The following is a 16734-nucleotide window of genomic DNA, read 5'->3' on the forward strand; positions in this document are numbered from 1 at the left end:
CACGGCCGTCGAACGTTCGGAAGAATGCGTCGCCCGAGCCGTGCTTCATCCTCTAACAGGAGCCTGACATGACACTTGCCGATACCCTCAAAGGCATGGTCGGAATGGACCCGACGGGCCACGCCGATGCCGATATGAAAGCCGTGCTCGATGCGCTGGCGAGCCTCGAACCGAAGCCGATCGAAGACTGCACGGTCGAAGAGGCGAGAGCGCAGCCGACGCCCGCCGACGCCGTGAAGAAGCTGCTTGCCGATCCGGCTTTCAGTGCGCGGCCGTCGCCGGAACTCGAAGCGGTGCAAAGCGAAGACATCCTGATTCAAGGCGCCGTCGGCAGCCTTCGGGCGCGGGTCTATACGCCGCAAGGCGAGGGGCCGTTTCCGGTGATCCTGTATTTTCACGGCGGCGGCTGGGTGATTGCGGACCTCGATACCTACGATGCGACGCCGCGCTCGATCGCCGCGCAAAGCAAGGCCGTGGTGGTCTCGGCGCATTATCGTCAGGCACCGGAACATCCACTGCCGGCCGCTCATGAAGACGCATTCGCCGCGTGGCAGTGGGTGCTCGACCATGCCGAAAGCCTCGGCGGCGACCCGACGAAACTCGCCGTGATGGGCGAGAGCGCGGGCGGCAATCTGGCGATCAACGTGTCGATTCGCGCACGCGATGCGGGCATGCGTATGCCGCTGCATCAGGCGCTGGTCTATCCGGTCGCGAGCAACAATATCGTGTCGGTGTCGTACGAAGAGAATCGCAATGCGAAGCCGTTGAACAAGCCGATGATGCTGTGGTTCATCAACCAGGTGATCAACGACAAGGGCGATCTGACGAGTCCGTTGATCGACGTGGTGAGCGCCGACCTGACGAGTTTGCCGCCGACCGTGATCATCACGGCGGGCATCGATCCGCTGCGCTCCGACGGTGAGAAACTCGCGCAGAAGTTGCGTGAAGCGGACGTTGCGGTCGAGCATCGCAACTATCAGGGTGCGACGCACGAGTTCTTCGGGATGGCGGCGGTGGTGCAGGCTGCGCGCGAGGCGCAGGCCATGGTGTCGCTCGCGCAGCGCCAGGCATTCGGCGCCGCGCCGCTGTAGAACCGCTGGGAAGCGCGAGTAAACGGGAACGGGCGCCGCGCGGCGCCCGTTCCCGTTGCAATGACTCGTCGAGCCGGACCTTTGTTCGGTCCGGCTTGCGCATTTACTCCTTCTCTTGCGAAGCGTCGTACTTGCCGAGCGCCGCGGCGCTATTCAAACGAGCCCGCTTGAACAGCGCCTTCTGCGCCGCTGCGACGTTGCCCGGTTTGCCCTGCCACTCCTGCAGCGGCGGCTCCTGCAGCGCGCGGCCATACGAAAAGCTGAGATTCCACGGCAACGGTCCGAGGCGATTCATCGCGTCGAGATTGGCGGTGGCTTCTTCCGGCGTCTGACCGCCGGACAGAAACACGAGGCCCGGCACCGCCGAGGGCACCGTACGCTTCAGCACCCGCAGCGTGGCTTCGGCGATCTCGGCGGTCGACGACTGCTGCGCATGTTCGGAACCGGCCAGCACCATGCTCGGCTTTAGCAGAATGTGTTCGAGCACCACGTTATGCCGCGCGAGCGCGTTGAATACTTCGTGCAGAACGGCTTCGGTGACTGAGGCGCTGCGTTCGATGCTGTGGTCGCCGTCCATCAGTACTTCGGGCTCGACAATCGGCACGATGCCGGCTTCCTGGCTGATCGCCGCATAACGGGCCAGCGAATCGGCGTTGGCCTCGATGGCCAGCCGGCTCGGCAAGCTTGCCGTGATGTTGTAGACCGCACGCCATTTGGCGAAGCGCGCGCCCTGGCGTTTGTAGTCGACGTAGCGTTTGGCGAGGCCGTCGAGCCCTTCGGTAATCTCGTCGCCGGGCGCGAGCGCCAGTGGAATCTTGCCGAGATCCACCTTGATGCCGGGGACGACGCCGTTTTTCGCGGAGAGTTGCGGGAATGGCGTGCCGTCGTCGGCTTTCTGGCCGAGTGTTTCTTCGTAGAGAATCACGCCGCTCACATACTCGCCGAGGCCTGCGGTGCCGAGCAGCAGATTACGATAGGCGCGGCGGTTTTCTTCCGTGGATTCGAGCCCGATGGTCTTGAAGCGTTTGGCGATGGTGGGCCCGCTTTCGTCGGCCGCGAGAAGTCCCTTGCCGGGTTGAACCAATGCTTCGACGGTGGCTTGCAGTTCGCTACGGGTGTCCATGAGGCGTGCTCCCTTTGATCCGTTATGACGATTGACTTGTGTTCGACCTGTCCTGCATTTGAGTCGTGTGACTTCGGGTGTGACCGGTGCGGCGCTCGTTGAGTTCGCGCTGCTTCGTTTGTCGTTTCATCTGTCGCTTCATCTGCCGCTTCATTCTCCGATCAGATGCAGCACGATATCGCGCGCCTGGGTATGGCGGCGATGTTCGAACAGATACAGTCCTTGCCATGTGCCGAGCACCATGCGCCCATCTTCCACCGGCACGCTGAGTTGAACCTGCGTGAGCGCCGTGCGCAGATGCGCCGGCATGTCGTCCGGACCTTCGGCGTCGTGCTCGTAACGTTCGGCGTCTTCGGGCGCGAGACTCGCGAAGTAACGCTCGAGATCGCGTTGCACGGACGGGTCGGCGTTTTCCTGAATCAGCAGCGATGCGGAGGTGTGACGGCAGAAAAGCGTCAGCAGACCGACGCGGATGCCTTGAGCGGTGACGAAGCGCCGCGCTTCGTCGGTGAACTCGACGAGCCCGCGGCTTCGAGCCCGGACGCTGAGATGATGGATGGCCTGTCGCATGCGAGCGGCTCAGAACGATGCGAATGCGGTGCCGATCTCCGCCGCGCTGGTTGGCCGCACGATGCGGGCGAGTTCCACGCCGTCGCGCATGAAAATCAGCGTGGGCCACAGCTTGACCTTGAAGGAGCGGCCCAACGGACGGCCCGGGCCGTCCTCGACTTTCAGATGGCGGATGTCGGCATAAGGTTCGAAGGCCTGGGCAATCGACGCCTGCGCGCCCTGGCAGTAGCCGCACCAGTTGGTGCCGAATTCGATCACGGTGGCGCCCGGTAACGCGTCGAGTTCCGCGCGGCTGGGCGCCGTGGAGGAGTAGGCTGCCTGAGTGGCCATGAATGCTCCAGGTCGGGTTGCCCGAGCGGGCAAGGCATGGTGCAGAAGCACGTGGCGTGCCTCTGCACGGGAGGGGTAAGAGTAGCAGTTAAGCGGCGGGGCGTCAGCGAGGGCGGCTTTTTTGAAGGGCGCGGTATTTTGCTGTCCTCGTACCGCCAGTCATTCGATGGGGCTCGCGGGCAATCAGTCGCCGGTGGTTGGCGGCTGGTGGCGGTCTCATGACCTATTGCCGTAGAAGCCGGTTGCACTGGAAGTTCCGGATGCGCGACACCCAGTTGCAGGTGAACAAGGTCGGCTACCGGTCGAGCCAATTCTCGATGACGAGGCCGCGAACGCGGCTGAACTCTCTGGTATTGTCGGTCACGAGCGTGAGCCCCAATGCATGAGCGCAACCGTAACGAAGTTCCGATGCGACGACGATGCTCGTACAAATTGCTTTGGGATCGACCTGCTCGATGTGGAAACTGTGTGTGCCTGGATTTTGACCGTCAATAAAGCATTCTTGTCCTGTTCACCCTCTCGATCTGAGAACGTGTCAAACACATGGCAACATACCTTCGCCGCCATCCAAAGCCGCCAGACCCTCGCCTCAGGACCGCCATGCACGAACCGATTTACCTTCGACACCCCGAGCGCAACGATACCATCGCAGTGGCAACCGGCTTCAGCTGGGGCGCGCTGTTACTGGGCTTCGTCTGGGCGCTGTCGAAGAAAATGTGGTTCGCCGCCTTCGTCATGTTCGCGGTCAACATCATGCTGTTCTTCACCGACTCGTGGGGCGACGCCGGCGACATCATCGGGCTCGTGCTGTCGGTGCTATTCGGCGTCGGCTGCGGAATTTACGGCAATCGCTGGCATCGGTGGACGCTGGAACAGCGGGGCTACGTGGTTCAAACAATGCCAATCGGATCGTCCTAAGTCGCGGCAATCAGCGGGCGAGCATCGGCAAGCATCGGCGACCATCCTCCAGTTAAATTTGGGACGACCTGTTACAGGTTTACGCATCCGCAAGCCAGGTCGATAATGCTCCGATCAATCCGGCCACGAAGTCGACGGTGCGCAGCGCGTATCGCTGGCTTGCTCCTCCTAGCCCACCGCCATCCGTGTTAAAGCCCTCCCGTTTTTTCGAGCTCCTGCGCATTCCCGGCTTCAAGCCGCTTGCCGCGGCCACTCTCATGCTCGGCGTCGCCATGTCGTTCACCGCGCCGTACCTGTCGCTGTTCGGCGTGGAGCGCGCCGGCATGACGCCGCTCAGGCTCGGCATTTTCATGACGCTGATCGCCGCGAGCGGGGTGCTCGCGAGCACCTTCGCGGGGCGCTGGAGCGACGCCAGCGGCCGGCACCGGCCGCTGCTGCTGGCGGCACTGGTGGCCGCGGCGCTCGGTTATCTGTGTCTGTGCGTCGTGCGCGACTACCGGCTGCTGCTGGCGGTCGGCATCGTGTTCATCGGCGCCGGCGGGTCGGCCATCTCGATGGTGTTCTCGTTCAGCCGCGCCGCGCTGCCGGTGCCGGACCCGGCCGAGCGCGCGTTCGCCAGTGCGACCTTGCGGACCATTTTGTCGGCGGCGTGGGTGTTTGGGCCGTCGGTCGGCGCGCTGGTGCTGGCCGCCAGCAGCTTCTATGGGCTCTTCCTGTTTGCCGCGGCGAGCTTCGCGGCCTGCGCGACGATCGTCTGGCGCATGCGCGAGCCGCAAGGCCATCTCGGCGATCACACCGTGGAAGACACGGCGTCGGAGCCGTCCGCGTCGATCACCGTGCCACCGCTTACGGCACCGGAAGAAGAAGCGAACCTGCATGCATCGGGTGTTGCCTCGCCGAACGACATCCGTCGCGCAGTGGCCGCACTCACGCTCCTCGGTCTTGCCGCGAATGCGACGATGATCGTGCTGCCTCTATACATCGTGCACGGCCTGAACGGCACGCATCTCGACGTGTCGATCATGCTCGGGCTCGGCGCGCTGATGGAAATCCCCATGATGCTCGCGCTCGGCGCGAAGTCGTCCACGCTGCACAAGCCCAACTGGCTGGCGGCATGCGCGGCCGTCCACGCGGTCTATTTCGTGGGCATGGCGCTGGCGGGTGGCGTGCACGTGCTGATCCCCATGCAGATGCTCAATGCGTTCGTGGTCGCCGTCACGTCGTGTCTGGGCATGACCTACGTACAGGACCTGATGCCAAGCGCCCCCGGCCGCGCGACTGCGTTGTTCTTCAATGCCGCGCGGGTCGGCTCGATTCTGTCGGGGGTGTTGTCGGGTTTGCTGGTGCAGGCGTTCAGTTATCGCGGCACGTTCGTTTTCTGCGGCTTGCTGGCGTTGGGTGCGCTCGTGCTGTTTGCCGTGCCGGGCTATAAATATCCGTTGATGTGGCGAGCGCTTCAGCGCATCGCGCGCGAGCAGTACGGAAAGATGCAGACGCGGCGGCGCTGAAACATAGCGCGAAGTGTAAAGAAGTTGTCGGCTGATTCGAAGCCAGGCCGCCATTAGCCGCCGTTGCGCGCCATCTGCGGAACTTTACGCGGTGGCGGGCCTCTGCCAATAGGCGTATCGCTGTTTCGACCCTCGCTACCGCTATACCCTGCGCGTTTCGATGTGCTCGACCGGCATCGTCAGTATGATGCTTCGAGCGCCTCGGCCTCGCGCTCCAGAAGCGGCCGGGAAACATTCAGCGATTCAGCAGCGATTCATCGGATTACCAGCATTGCCGCAGTACAACCCATCAGGAACAAGCAGCGCAACGAGCACTTTCCGGAGCGAGATATGCAACTAGGCATGATTGGATTGGGACGCATGGGCGCCGATATGGTCCGGCGTCTGACGAAGGGCGGTCAGCAATGTATCGCTTACGACGTGCAACCGGCAGCGGTCGAAAAACTGAAGCAGGACGGCGTGCCCGGCGCGTCGTCGCTGGAAGACCTGGTCGCGAAGCTCGACAAGCCGCGCGCCGTGTGGCTGATGGTGCCGGCCGCCGTGGTCGACTCCACGCTGGAAAAGCTGCTCCCCTTGCTGGAACCGGGCGATATCGTGATCGACGGCGGCAACTCCTATTATCACGACGACATTCGCCGCGGCAACGAACTCGGCGCGCGCAAGCTGCATTACGTGGACGTGGGCACGAGCGGCGGCGTGGCGGGTCGTGAGCGCGGCTACTGCCTGATGATCGGCGGCGAGCCCGAGGTGGTCAAACACCTCCAGCCGATCTTTGCGACGCTCGCGCCGGGCGTGGGCACTGCATCCGCCACGCCGGGCCGCACCGCGAGCGACAGCACGGCCGATCAGGGTTTCCTGCATTGCGGTCCGCAAGGCGCGGGTCACTTCGTGAAGATGGTTCACAACGGTATCGAATACGGCATGATGGCCGCTTATGCCGAAGGCCTGAACATCCTGCGCCATGCGGATGCGGGCAAACATGCACGCGAAGTCGACGCCGAAACGTCGCCGCTGCGCCGCCCGGAACTCTACCAATACGACCTGAACCTGGCCGACGTCACCGAAGTCTGGCGGCGCGGCAGTGTGATCAGTTCGTGGCTGCTCGATCTGATCGCGGGCTCGCTCATCAAGGACGGCGATCTGAGCCACTACGCGGGCCGCGTGTCCGATTCGGGCGAAGGCCGCTGGACCGTTGCTGCCGCGATCGACGAAGGCGTACCGACGCCCGTGCTGAGCGCGGCGTTGTTCGCGCGCTTCAGTTCGCGTGGCGAGGCCGATTTCGCCAATCGTGTGCTCTCCGCAATGCGCAACGATTTTGGCGGCCATGCCGAAAAAGCGGCCACGCCGCCCGAGGGATCGCAGCACTAACCCGTCGAATAGCCGAGGAAAGCCGCAATGCAAGCCACCACCACGCCGCACGACGTCGTGTTTCTGTTCGACTGCGATAACACCCTGCTCGACAACGACCGTCTGCTCGCCGATCTGCGCGAGTTCCTGACTCGCGAGATTGGCGCGGAGAACAGCAAGCGGTACTGGGAGATTTCCGAAGAGTTGCGCGCGGAACTCGGCTATGTCGACTATCTGGGCGCATTGCAACACTTGCGGCTCGAGCAGCCGCTCGATACGCGCTTCCTGTCGGTCTCGTCGTTTCTGCTCGACTATCCGTTCGCGGACCGGCTGTTCCCAGGTTCGCTGAACGTGCTGCAACAGTTGGCCCAGCATGGCCCGACGGTGATTCTCTCCGACGGCGATATGGTGTTCCAGCCGCGCAAGCTGAAGCGCTCGGGCTTATGGGACGCGGTGGAAGGGCGCGTGCTGATCTACGTGCACAAGGAGAAGATGCTCGACCAGGTGAAGGAGGTCTATCCTGCCGGGCACTATGTGATGGTCGACGACAAGCTGCGCATTCTCACGGCCATGAAACAGGCGTGGGGCGATTCGCTGACCACGGTGTTTCCGCGCCAGGGCCACTATGCGTTCGATCCGAAAGAGGTGTCCAGCAATCCGCCCGCCGATGTGACGGTCGAGAAGATCGGCGAACTGGCGCAGGTCGACGCGCAACGGCTGACGGGCAGCAGGAATAGCTGACTTTTGGTGCTCCGTTCATGCGCGCCTTTTTGTCTTACGCGCATGAACGGCCCGACTCTCTAGCGCGTCTTCACGCGCCCAGTTCTTTCAGCTTCGCTTGCGCGTCGCCTGCGCCCATACGGCCGGCCGCATCCGCAGCGCTCACGCCGTTCGCATCGCGCGCTTGTGGATTGGCGCCGTGCGCGATCAGCAGTTCCATGATGGCGGTGCGATTGAACATCGCGGCGATCATCAGCGCGGTACGTCCGTCTGGCGACGCGCCTTCCACATCCGCGCCGTTCGACAGCAAGGTTTTGATGACCGCGTCGAAGCCCTTGAACGCCGCGCCGGCAATCGGCGTCTGGCCGTTGTCGTTGCGCAGGTTCGGATCGGCGCCGAGTTCGAGCAGCGTGCGCACGGCGTCCGCATGACCGTGATAACTCGCGAGCATCACGAGGCTGTCGCCTTTGTCGTTGCGCAGATTCGGCGGAACGCCTTTCTGGATGACGGCGGCCAGCATGGTGGCGTCGCCGCGGCGGGCGAGATCGAACACTTCCTGCGCGAGTTCGAGCAGTTGCGGATCGATCGAAGCGGGGGTGGGCTGGGCGGGCGTTGAAGCGTCTGCGCTGTCCGTCATGGACTCTCCTTTGATTCGATCATGGCTCACGTAGGACGAAGGCGCCGGGTTGGCGCCGGAAAGATCGGTCAGCATACACAATCTGCGCGATGCCCGCGTGCCCGCGCGTTATAGTCGTTCGGACAGTTCGATCAGCAAGCCGAACAGCCCCACGAACACCGCGACGCCCGCGCACACCAGGACGAGGGAGAGAATCACGATCTGAGCTTGCTTGAAGCGGCTGGGTGTCGGCATGAAGGTATCGGAGAGGAGGCGGAAAGTGCGCAATGCAGCGAGATGCACTTCGGTCCCGGCATTTTGCACGAACTCGCCCGACGTATGGGCTTTTATGCAGAAGGGAAGTCCGATCCGGACCATTCGTCCGGCGCAATACTGTCGTATTACTTGCGTACAGTTTGCGCGAAAGGTCTCTTTGTCAAAACGAGTCGAACCATGACGCGCTCTGCCGGTCACACACGTCGTCATCTTTGCCTTATCTGGTCTCATAGACGCACACAGCCTTATTCGCCAACCTGCCGGACAGTTCTCTTCGAGGAATCACGCCATGGCTGAAGCAAGCTCCCTTCCGACACCGCCGCAAACACTGAACCCCGAAACGTTGCGCAACATGGACCGCTACTGGCGCGCCTGCAACTATCTGTCGGCCGGGATGATCTATCTGCGCGACAACCCGCTGCTGCGCGAACCGCTCAAGCCCGAGCACATCAAGAACCGTCTGCTGGGCCATTGGGGCTCCGACCCGGGGCAAAGCTTCCTGCTGGTCCATCTGAACCGGCTCATCAGGCAACTCGATCTGAACGTCATCTACATCGCGGGTCCCGGTCACGGCGCGCCGGCCACGCTCGCCAGTTGCTACCTCGAAGGCCATTATTCGGAGATCTACCCGGACCGCAGTCAGGACGAAGCCGGCATGCGGCGCTTCTTCCGGCAGTTTTCGTTTCCGGGTGGTATCGGTTCGCATTGCACGCCCGAGACGCCGGGCTCGATCCACGAAGGCGGGGAGTTGGGTTACAGCCTGTCGCACGGTTACGGCGCGGCGTTCGATAACCCCGATCTGATCGTCACGGTCATGGTGGGTGACGGCGAGGCCGAAACGGGTCCGCTCGCGACCTCGTGGCATTCGAACAAATTCCTCAATCCGGTTCGCGACGGCGCCGTGTTGCCGGTGCTGCATCTGAACGGCTACAAGATTGCGAACCCGACCATTCTCGCGCGCATCCCTCGCGGAGAACTCGAAGCGCTGCTCACCGGCTACGGCCACAAACCGTATTTCGTCGAAGGCGACGATCCCGACACCATGCATCAGCAGATGGCGGCGACGCTGGAACAGTGCATCGGCGAAATCCGTGCGATCCAGCAGCATGCTCGCGACAACAACGATCCCACGCGCCCGCGCTGGCCGATGATCGTGCTGCGCTCGCCGAAAGGCTGGACCGGTCCCAAGGAAGTCGACGGCCACCAGGTGGAAGGCACGTGGCGCGCGCATCAGGTGCCGGTGCTCGATCCGGTGACCAATAGCAAAAGCCTGAAGATCGTCGAAAACTGGCTGCGCAGTTACGAGCCCGAGTCGCTGTTCGACGAGGCAGGCCGGCTGGTGCCCGAGTTGCGCGAACTGGCGCCCGAGGGCACGCGCCGCATCAGCGCGAATCCGCATGCGAACGGCGGCTTGCTGTGCGAGACGCTCGATCTGCCCGCGTTCCGCGATTACGCGGTGGCCGTGAAGAAGCCCGCGAATTCGTACACGTCGCCCACCGAAGTGCTCGGCAAGTTCTTACGGGACGTGATGCGCAACAACATGACGAATTTCCGTGTGTTCGGCCCGGATGAAACCGCCAGCAACAAACTGACCGACATCTACGAGGCATCCGGAAAAACCTGGCTCGCGCAGACCGTGCCGGGCGACGCGGACGGCGGCGATCTCGCCCCCGACGGCCGCGTGATGGAAATGCTGAGCGAGCACACGCTCGAAGGCTGGTTCGAAGGTTACGTGCTGACCGGCCGTCATGGTTTGTTCGCCACGTACGAAGCGTTCGTGCACGTGATCGATTCCATGTTCAACCAGCATGCGAAGTGGCTGGAGAAGGCCAAGCGCGAGTTGGGCTGGCGACAACCGGTGCCGTCCATCAACCTGCTGATCACGTCGCTGGTATGGCGCCAGGATCACAACGGCTTTACGCACCAGGACCCGGGCTTTCTGGACGTGGTCACCAACAAGAGCCCGGACGTGGTGCGGATTTATTTGCCGCCCGACGCGAACTGTCTGCTGAGCGTCGCCGATCACTGCCTGCGCTCGCGCGACTACGTGAACGTGGTGGTCGCCGACAAGCAGCCGCATCTGCAGTATCTCGACATGGAAGCGGCCGTCACGCATTGCACCAAGGGCATCGGCATCTGGGACTGGGCGTCGACCGATCAGGGCGTCGAGCCCGATGTGGTGATCGGCTGCGCGGGCGATATCGCGACCATGGAGGCGCTCGCCGCCGTGGAGATTCTCAAGGCACGCTTCACCGACCTGAAAATCCGCTTCGTGAACGTGGTCGATCTGTTCCGCCTGATGCCCGAGCATGCGCATCCGCACGGCTTGTCGAATCGCGATTTCGATTCGCTATTCACCGCGACCAAGCCGGTGATTTTCAACTTCCATTCGTATGCGTCGCTGGTGCACAAGCTCACCTATAACCGCACGAATCACGACAATCTGCATGTGCACGGTTACCACGAGAAAGGCAACATCAACACGCCGCTCGAACTGGCGATCATCAACCAGGTCGACCGTTTTTCGCTGGCGATCGACGTTATCGACCGCGTACCCAAACTGCGAGGTGTCGGCGACCATGTGAAGGAGTGGTTGCGCGGGCAGATCATCGAGCACCTCGCGTATGCGCATGCCGAGGGTATCGACAAGGAAGAAATCCGCAACTGGACGTGGAAAGGCTGAGCCGGAGATGCCCATGCAGAACGACAGTCACGGTCACGGCGAGACGATTCTGGTGTTGAACAGCGGTTCGTCGTCGTTGAAGTTCGGGCTTTTCGAACATTCCGGCGATGACGAAGCGTTGCTGCTCGAAGGCAGCGCGGAAGGCATCGGCCGGGACGACGGCAGTTTGCGCATCAGGACCCCCGACGGCCGCTTGCTGGAAGAGCAGCAGCATGTGCTGGAGTCGCAAACCGACGCGCTGCAGAAACTAGCCGACGTGCTGGCGAAGCAGAAGCATGCGCGGCCGACGGCGGTCGGACATCGGGTGGTGCATGGCGGGCCGCACCTGCGCACGCATCAACGCCTGACGCCGCAGGTGCGCCGGCAGTTGCAGGACGCGGTGCATTTTGCGCCGCTGCATATTCCGCCGGCGCTAGCCCTGATCGACGAGGCAGAGAAAATTTTCGGCGATGCCCGGCATTTCGCCTGTTTCGATACCGCGTTCCACACCACCTTGCCGCCGCGCGCGGCGCAGTTGGCTTTGCCGCAGCGGTATGCCGAAGCGGGCGTGATCCGCTATGGTTTTCACGGGCTCTCGTATGAGTCGCTGGTCGCGCGACTCGGTACGCAGATGCCGGCACGCGCGGTGTTTGCGCATCTTGGCAACGGGTCGAGCGTGTGTGCGTTGCGCGACGGCAGGTCGGTCGATACGTCGATGGGTTTGACGCCGACCGGCGGTGTGCCGATGGGTACGCGAAGCGGCGACCTCGATCCCGGCGTGCTGCTGTATCTGCTGCGCACCGAGAAGCTCGACGCCGACAGCCTGGAGACTTTGCTGAACCGGCATAGCGGGCTCGCGGGTTACGCGGATGGCGAGAGCGACATGCAGGCGCTCGAGAAGAAGGCCGCGGCGGGCGATGCGCAGGCATCGCTGGCGCTGGAGGTGTTCGCGACGGCGGTTCGCAAGACGATTGGCGGGTATGCGGCCTTGCTCGGCGGAATCGATCTGCTGGTGCTCACCGGTGGGATCGGCGAACACAGCGACGCGATACGGCGGCGTATTTGCGAAGGGCTGGCGTTTTTCGGGCTTTCACTCGACGATCCGGCAGGGAAGGTGAGAGTGATTCACACCGAGGAAGAAAAGCAGATTGCACGGCATTGCCGCAAGCTGATGGCGGCGTGACAGCGGGCGAGAGTCTCAGGCCACTTTAGCGATGCGTCCACGCGTGGCGACGTCGTTCGACATTGCTTCGCGCACGCATCGCGCGAACTCCAGCGCCGCCGGCTGTACCGCCGCGGGCAAACGCAGACAGATGGCGAACGGCGGCAGCGTCGGCAAACCGGCCGTGTGCGGCGAGAGTATTTCCAGGTCGGCGGGCACGGTCGACACCAGCCACGTCGTGACGGCGAGCCCAGCCCGAACCATCGCAGCGGTCGCCTCGATGTTGCCGCTCTCGAACACGGTGCGCCACGGAATATCCATGTTGGCGAGCGCGCCGAGCACGACGGGGCGGAACGCGCAGCGTTCGTCCACCATCGAAAGCGGCAGCGGCCGCTTCTGCCAGGCCTCGCTGCCGCGGCCGTTCACCCACACCAGCGGCTCGATGCGGACCACTTCGCCTTCGGCCTCGCTCGCGACGTATTCGATCAGCGAGACGTCGACGCGTCCGCTTTGCACTGCCTCGTTCAGTTCCGGCGACGCCGCGCACACGAGCGATATTTCGACATGCGGATGGGTATCGGCGAACGCCTTCAATGCGGGAGCGAGCGGCGTGACGAGATCGAAGGGCACGCCCACGCGCAGACTGCCGCGCAAGGATTCGCCGGTGGTGTCGGCCCAGATTTCGTCGTTCAAACGCAGCAGTTGGCGCGCCTTGACCAGAAACTGTTCGCCTTCACGCGAAAGTTCCAGCTTGCGCGCCGAGCGCACGAACAGCTGACAGTCCAGCGATTCTTCGAGACGTTTCACCTGCTGACTGACGGCGCCTTGCGTCATGTGCAGCAGATTGGCGGCGACCGTCATGCTGCCGCTGTCGGCGACCGTCACGAAAGTGCGGATCAGATCGAGGTCGAGGTTTCGTGTCATCGACGCATTATGCCGTGTAATGGATCGCATCAAAATTATTGGTTTTGATAATGCATGGGCGGTCCGTACAGTGCGAGGTCTCGATCACCCGAATCCGCACCCATGACCGCTTCAATACTTCCGCTCGTTCTGTTCGTTGCCGTTGCTACAGGCACACCCGGCGGCGCGACCACGCTCGCGACCGCGTCAGGTGCGCGCTTTGGTTTTACGCGGTCGATTCCGCTAGTGCTCGGAATCGCGATAGGTCTCGCGTCGCTCGCCGGCGTTGCCGCGCTCGGGCTTGGCAGCCTGCTGCTGGCGATGCCCGCGCTGCAGAACGTCGTCAAGGCGATCGGCTCCGCGTATCTGTTATGGCTGGCGTGGCGCATCGCGCGAAGCGGTCCGCCGAACGCGGGCGATGGTCCGGCGCGGCCGGTCACGCTGGTCAACGGCATTCTGTTGCTGTGGCTCAATCCGAAAGGCTGGGCGATGACCGTGGGCGCGGCGGCGTCGTTTGCGCTGCTCGCCGATGGTCCGCACCGGCTCGCGATACTGCTCGGGACGGCGTTCGGACTCGCCGCCTGCGTGTCGCTCGCGCTGTGGTGCGCGCTCGGGGCGCTGCTCGCACGGCTGCTGCGCACGCCGCGACACTGGCGCATGCTCAATTTCGCGATGGCGGTGCTGCTCGCTTTGTCCATCATTCCCACCTGGAGATAACCGTGTCTGTTCATCCGTTTGCCGAATCGTTCGACCTCGAAGCCGCGTTTAGCGATGTGTCGGAACACTGGTCGCCGAAAGTCGTCGCGCAGGTCAACGATCAATACGTCAAGGTCGCGAAAGTGCGCGGTCAGCTCGTCTGGCACGACCATGCGCACGAGGACGAACTGTTCTTCGTCGTGCGAGGCCATCTGAAGATCGAATACGAGGGCGGCCGGGTCGTTTCGCTGCCTGCCGGGTCGATGCATGTGGTGCCGCGCGGTACGCTGCACAACCCCGTGGCCGACGAGGAATGCTGGATCGTGCTGATCGAGCCCGTGCAGACGAAGCACACGGGCGACGTGGAATCGCCGCTGACCAGGACGATCGACGAGCAGTTGCGGACCTGACTCTCGGCAACGCCTATCCACGCCAGCGCAGATTTCTGGCTGCCCTGACGGTCCGAATTCAGCGGTTGTTGTAAATTTGTATCAATTTGCAAATGAGAATCATAATCATTTAAGATGCGTTCTTTTTTTATGAAGAACGCATACCATGGGTCGTTTCTCCTCTGCGCGACAGCAATCGCACGCCGATACTCGAACGTTCAGCAGCCGGGGAGGGCCCGGCGCAGTTCGACCGCTCGCGCTGATGCTGGCGCTTGCCGGTTCGTCGCCGATGCTCGCGTGGTCCCAGACCAGCGCTGATGCAACCGCGAATAGCGGCGCTGCAGACACGAAGCAGGAAGCGCAACTCCCGGCGGTGAAGGTCAAGGCGAGCAGCGAGGCTGTCCAGGCGCCAACCGAAAAGACCCATTCCTATACGATTCAGGCGACCACGGCCGGCAGCAAAATCGCGCTGTCGCCCAAGGAAACGCCGCAGTCCGTCTCCGTGCTGACACGTCAGCAGATGGACGACTTCCAGCTCAACAGCATCAACGACGCGTTGCGGCAGGTAACGGGCGTGACCGTCGAATCGTACGATTCGTACGCGACGGATTACACGTCGCGCGGATTCCACATCACCAATCTGCAATTCGACGGCGTCGGCATTCCGCTCATCTACACCGCGCAATACGGCGACCTCGACATGGCGATGTTCGACCGCGTCGAAGTGCTGCGCGGCGCCGACGGGCTGAATGCCGAGACCGGCAATCCATCGGCGACGGTCAACTTCATACGCAAGCGTCCGACTTATCAGTTCCAGGCGTCGGGCAACATTTCGTATGGATCGTGGGATACGAAGCGGATCGACGTCGACATTTCGGGTCCCTTGAACAAGGCCGGGACTGTCGCAGGCCGCCTCGTCGCCGTTCATCAGGATGGCGATTCGTTCACCGACCGTCTGAAGCCGAGCAAGGATCTGGTGTACGGCGTGGTCGACGTCAACGTGACGCCGACCACGCTCGCCACGCTGGGTTTCAGCTACGAGTACAACCAGTTGAAGGGCGCGAGCTGGGGCGGCTTGCCGTTCCTCGATGCGTCGGGCAATCAGCTCAGCTACGACGTGCACGCGAGCATGGCGCCGAAGTGGGCCTACTTCAACACGCAGGAACAGCGCGCTTTCGGAGAGTTGACGCAGCAACTTGGTCAACGCTGGTCGTGGAAGACCACGGTCAACTACAACGACATCTATAACGACGCGCAATTCTTCTACCCGTACGGCACGCTCAACGCGGATGGTTCGGGCGTCAACTCCTACACCTCGTCGTATATCTCGTCCAACCATCAGATCGTGCTGGACTCCAGCGTGACCGGCAAGATCGATCTGTTTGGCCGCACGCACGACCTCGTGTTCGGCGCCAATTTTTCGCGCTCGCAATTCTCGAATCCGTCGGCCGAAGGCGACGGCGACGGCTTGCCGGTCGGTTACGCCGAACTGCTCGCGGGTACTTATGCACAGCCCGTGTTCGGCGACGCGACTTCGCACATCAACTATCTGGATGTAAGGCGCTCGCTGTACGCGTCGTCGCGCTGGAGCCTGACGGATCGCGCGCATCTGCTGCTCGGCGTCAACTACACGCAGGCAGCGAGCAGCGGCAGCGCCGACGGCAGTCCGTACGATCAGCAATCGTCCGGCTCGACGCCTTACATTGGCCTGACCTACGACCTGACGAATCAGATCACCGCCTACGCGAGCTTCACGAAGATCTTCAATCCGCAGTACCAGATCAACATCGACAACCAGTTACTCGGACCCGCGCGCGGACGCAGCGCCGAAGCGGGGATCAAGGGCGCGTTCTTCGATAATCGCGTGAACACGTCGCTCACGGTGTATCGCGTGCATCAATCGAATATTGCGACGTCGGCGGGCTTCAATCCGGACACCGGCAACTACTATTACTCCGGCGGCGATGCGACGTCGCAGGGGATCGAAGCCGAGGTGTCGGGGCAGATCACGCACGACTGGAACGTCAGCGCGGGCGCGACGATCCTGCGCGTGACGGGTGACAACGGCGAGTCGACGCAGCTTTTCGTCCCGCGAAAGTCGGCGCATCTGACGACGACGTACCGCCTGCCTTATCTCGATCACAAGCTGACGCTCGGCACCAGCCTGCGCTGGCAAAGCGCGACGAGTTATGTCGAAGACGGCGTGGGGACGGCAACTCAGGGCGCCTATACGATGGTCGACTTCATGGCCCGTTACGATGTGAACCGGCACTTCACCATCACAGGAACGCTGAACAATGCGCTGAACAAGAAGTACTGGTCGTCGATGGAATACAACTACGGCACGTATGGGGCGCCGTTGAACGGCAGTGTTAACTTGACCTGGCGGTATTGAGCGATGGGTCCGCACGCAGACGACAACG

Annotated in this window: 17 protein-coding genes; 10 read left to right on the plus strand and 7 right to left on the minus strand. The window is 62.7% G+C overall.

Annotated elements, in window-relative coordinates:
• Positions 1-68: 68 nt before the first annotated feature.
• Complete coding sequence (locus FQ746_RS11315; RefSeq protein WP_144109445.1) at positions 69-1091, plus strand: alpha/beta hydrolase; 1023 nt, start codon at positions 69-71, stop codon at positions 1089-1091.
• A gap of 103 nt (positions 1092-1194) precedes the next feature.
• Here the strand turns inward: FQ746_RS11315 and FQ746_RS11320 are convergent, their stop codons facing one another.
• The 4 genes from FQ746_RS11320 to FQ746_RS35165 form a co-directional block, all read right to left on the minus strand.
• A complete protein-coding gene (locus FQ746_RS11320) occupies positions 1195-2214 on the minus strand; it encodes a class I fructose-bisphosphate aldolase (RefSeq protein ID WP_144109446.1) in 1020 nt (339 codons plus the stop codon).
• Positions 2215-2364: 150 nt separating this feature from the next.
• Positions 2365-2784 (minus strand): secondary thiamine-phosphate synthase enzyme YjbQ, encoded by a 420-nt coding sequence (locus FQ746_RS11325; RefSeq protein ID WP_144109447.1) that lies wholly within the window; start codon positions 2782-2784, stop codon positions 2365-2367.
• 9 nt (positions 2785-2793) lie between these two features.
• On the minus strand, positions 2794-3114 hold the full coding sequence (locus tag FQ746_RS11330) for a thioredoxin family protein (RefSeq protein ID WP_144109448.1): 321 nt from the start codon (positions 3112-3114) through the stop codon (positions 2794-2796).
• A gap of 295 nt (positions 3115-3409) precedes the next feature.
• Entirely contained in the window at positions 3410-3607 is a 198-nt protein-coding gene (locus FQ746_RS35165) for a type II toxin-antitoxin system VapC family toxin (RefSeq protein ID WP_144109652.1), read from the minus strand.
• A gap of 107 nt (positions 3608-3714) precedes the next feature.
• On the opposite strand from FQ746_RS35165, the gene FQ746_RS11340 reads away from it, so the two are divergent.
• The 4 genes from FQ746_RS11340 to FQ746_RS11355 all read left to right on the plus strand — a co-directional run bounded on the left by FQ746_RS11340 (position 3715) and on the right by FQ746_RS11355 (position 7628).
• On the plus strand, positions 3715-4032 hold the full coding sequence (locus tag FQ746_RS11340; RefSeq protein ID WP_144109449.1) for a DUF2628 domain-containing protein: 318 nt from the start codon (positions 3715-3717) through the stop codon (positions 4030-4032).
• Between the two features lie 185 nt (positions 4033-4217).
• Positions 4218-5540: a sugar efflux transporter gene (locus FQ746_RS11345; protein ID WP_144109450.1), complete on the plus strand. Its 1323-nt coding sequence runs from the start codon at positions 4218-4220 to the stop codon at positions 5538-5540.
• A 330-nt stretch (positions 5541-5870) separates the two neighbouring features.
• Positions 5871-6908, plus strand: coding sequence for a phosphogluconate dehydrogenase (NAD(+)-dependent, decarboxylating) (gnd, locus tag FQ746_RS11350; protein WP_144109451.1), 1038 nt, complete (start codon positions 5871-5873; stop codon positions 6906-6908).
• Between the two features lie 27 nt (positions 6909-6935).
• A complete protein-coding gene (locus FQ746_RS11355; protein WP_144109452.1) occupies positions 6936-7628 on the plus strand; it encodes an HAD family hydrolase in 693 nt (230 codons plus the stop codon).
• Positions 7629-7698: 70 nt separating this feature from the next.
• On the opposite strand, the gene FQ746_RS11360 is transcribed toward FQ746_RS11355, so the two are convergent.
• Together FQ746_RS11360 and FQ746_RS35170 are read right to left on the minus strand one after the other, a co-directional pair.
• A complete protein-coding gene (locus FQ746_RS11360; protein WP_144109453.1) occupies positions 7699-8244 on the minus strand; it encodes an ankyrin repeat domain-containing protein in 546 nt (181 codons plus the stop codon).
• A 108-nt stretch (positions 8245-8352) separates the two neighbouring features.
• A complete protein-coding gene (locus FQ746_RS35170; RefSeq protein WP_260853982.1) occupies positions 8353-8478 on the minus strand; it encodes a hypothetical protein in 126 nt (41 codons plus the stop codon).
• 310 nt (positions 8479-8788) lie between these two features.
• Between FQ746_RS35170 and FQ746_RS11370 the strand changes: the two genes are divergently transcribed.
• Both FQ746_RS11370 and FQ746_RS11375 read left to right on the plus strand, forming a co-directional pair.
• Entirely contained in the window at positions 8789-11182 is a 2394-nt protein-coding gene (locus FQ746_RS11370; protein ID WP_144109455.1) for a phosphoketolase, read from the plus strand.
• Between the two features lie 13 nt (positions 11183-11195).
• Positions 11196-12344: an acetate/propionate family kinase gene (locus FQ746_RS11375; protein ID WP_144109456.1), complete on the plus strand. Its 1149-nt coding sequence runs from the start codon at positions 11196-11198 to the stop codon at positions 12342-12344.
• Between the two features lie 15 nt (positions 12345-12359).
• Here the strand turns inward: FQ746_RS11375 and FQ746_RS11380 are convergent, their stop codons facing one another.
• A complete protein-coding gene (locus FQ746_RS11380) occupies positions 12360-13247 on the minus strand; it encodes a LysR family transcriptional regulator (protein ID WP_144109457.1) in 888 nt (295 codons plus the stop codon).
• Positions 13248-13349: 102 nt separating this feature from the next.
• Here FQ746_RS11380 and FQ746_RS11385 point away from each other — a divergent pair, with 102 nt between their 5' ends.
• The 3 genes from FQ746_RS11385 to FQ746_RS11395 all read left to right on the plus strand — a co-directional run bounded on the left by FQ746_RS11385 (position 13350) and on the right by FQ746_RS11395 (position 16706).
• Positions 13350-13943, plus strand: a complete 594-nt coding sequence (locus FQ746_RS11385) for a LysE family translocator (RefSeq protein WP_144109458.1) — start codon at positions 13350-13352, stop codon at positions 13941-13943.
• A gap of 2 nt (positions 13944-13945) precedes the next feature.
• Positions 13946-14332 carry a cupin domain-containing protein gene (locus FQ746_RS11390; protein ID WP_144109459.1) on the plus strand — a complete coding sequence of 129 codons (387 nt, stop codon included), beginning with the start codon at positions 13946-13948 and terminating at the stop codon, positions 14330-14332.
• Positions 14333-14573: 241 nt separating this feature from the next.
• Positions 14574-16706 (plus strand): TonB-dependent siderophore receptor, encoded by a 2133-nt coding sequence (locus tag FQ746_RS11395; RefSeq protein ID WP_186310696.1) that lies wholly within the window; start codon positions 14574-14576, stop codon positions 16704-16706.
• The last annotated feature ends 28 nt before the right edge of the window (positions 16707-16734 follow it).

Source organism: Paraburkholderia sp. BCC1886 (assembly GCF_900996245.1).
GTDB lineage: Bacteria > Pseudomonadota > Gammaproteobacteria > Burkholderiales > Burkholderiaceae > Paraburkholderia.

Coding starts and splice junctions, on each gene's coding strand:
- FQ746_RS11315 (WP_144109445.1), top strand. CDS start 69: ATGACACTTGCCGATACCCTCAAAGGCATGGTCGGAATGGACCCGACG.
- FQ746_RS11320 (WP_144109446.1), bottom strand. CDS start 2,214: ATGGACACCCGTAGCGAACTGCAAGCCACCGTCGAAGCATTGGTTCAA.
- FQ746_RS11325 (WP_144109447.1), bottom strand. CDS start 2,784: ATGCGACAGGCCATCCATCATCTCAGCGTCCGGGCTCGAAGCCGCGGG.
- FQ746_RS11330 (WP_144109448.1), bottom strand. CDS start 3,114: ATGGCCACTCAGGCAGCCTACTCCTCCACGGCGCCCAGCCGCGCGGAA.
- FQ746_RS11340 (WP_144109449.1), top strand. CDS start 3,715: ATGCACGAACCGATTTACCTTCGACACCCCGAGCGCAACGATACCATC.
- gnd (WP_144109451.1), top strand. CDS start 5,871: ATGCAACTAGGCATGATTGGATTGGGACGCATGGGCGCCGATATGGTC.
- FQ746_RS11355 (WP_144109452.1), top strand. CDS start 6,936: ATGCAAGCCACCACCACGCCGCACGACGTCGTGTTTCTGTTCGACTGC.
- FQ746_RS11360 (WP_144109453.1), bottom strand. CDS start 8,244: ATGACGGACAGCGCAGACGCTTCAACGCCCGCCCAGCCCACCCCCGCT.
- FQ746_RS35170 (WP_260853982.1), bottom strand. CDS start 8,478: ATGCCGACACCCAGCCGCTTCAAGCAAGCTCAGATCGTGATTCTCTCC.
- FQ746_RS11370 (WP_144109455.1), top strand. CDS start 8,789: ATGGCTGAAGCAAGCTCCCTTCCGACACCGCCGCAAACACTGAACCCC.
- FQ746_RS11375 (WP_144109456.1), top strand. CDS start 11,196: ATGCAGAACGACAGTCACGGTCACGGCGAGACGATTCTGGTGTTGAAC.
- FQ746_RS11380 (WP_144109457.1), bottom strand. CDS start 13,247: ATGACACGAAACCTCGACCTCGATCTGATCCGCACTTTCGTGACGGTC.
- FQ746_RS11385 (WP_144109458.1), top strand. CDS start 13,350: ATGACCGCTTCAATACTTCCGCTCGTTCTGTTCGTTGCCGTTGCTACA.
- FQ746_RS11395 (WP_186310696.1), top strand. CDS start 14,574: ATGCTGGCGCTTGCCGGTTCGTCGCCGATGCTCGCGTGGTCCCAGACC.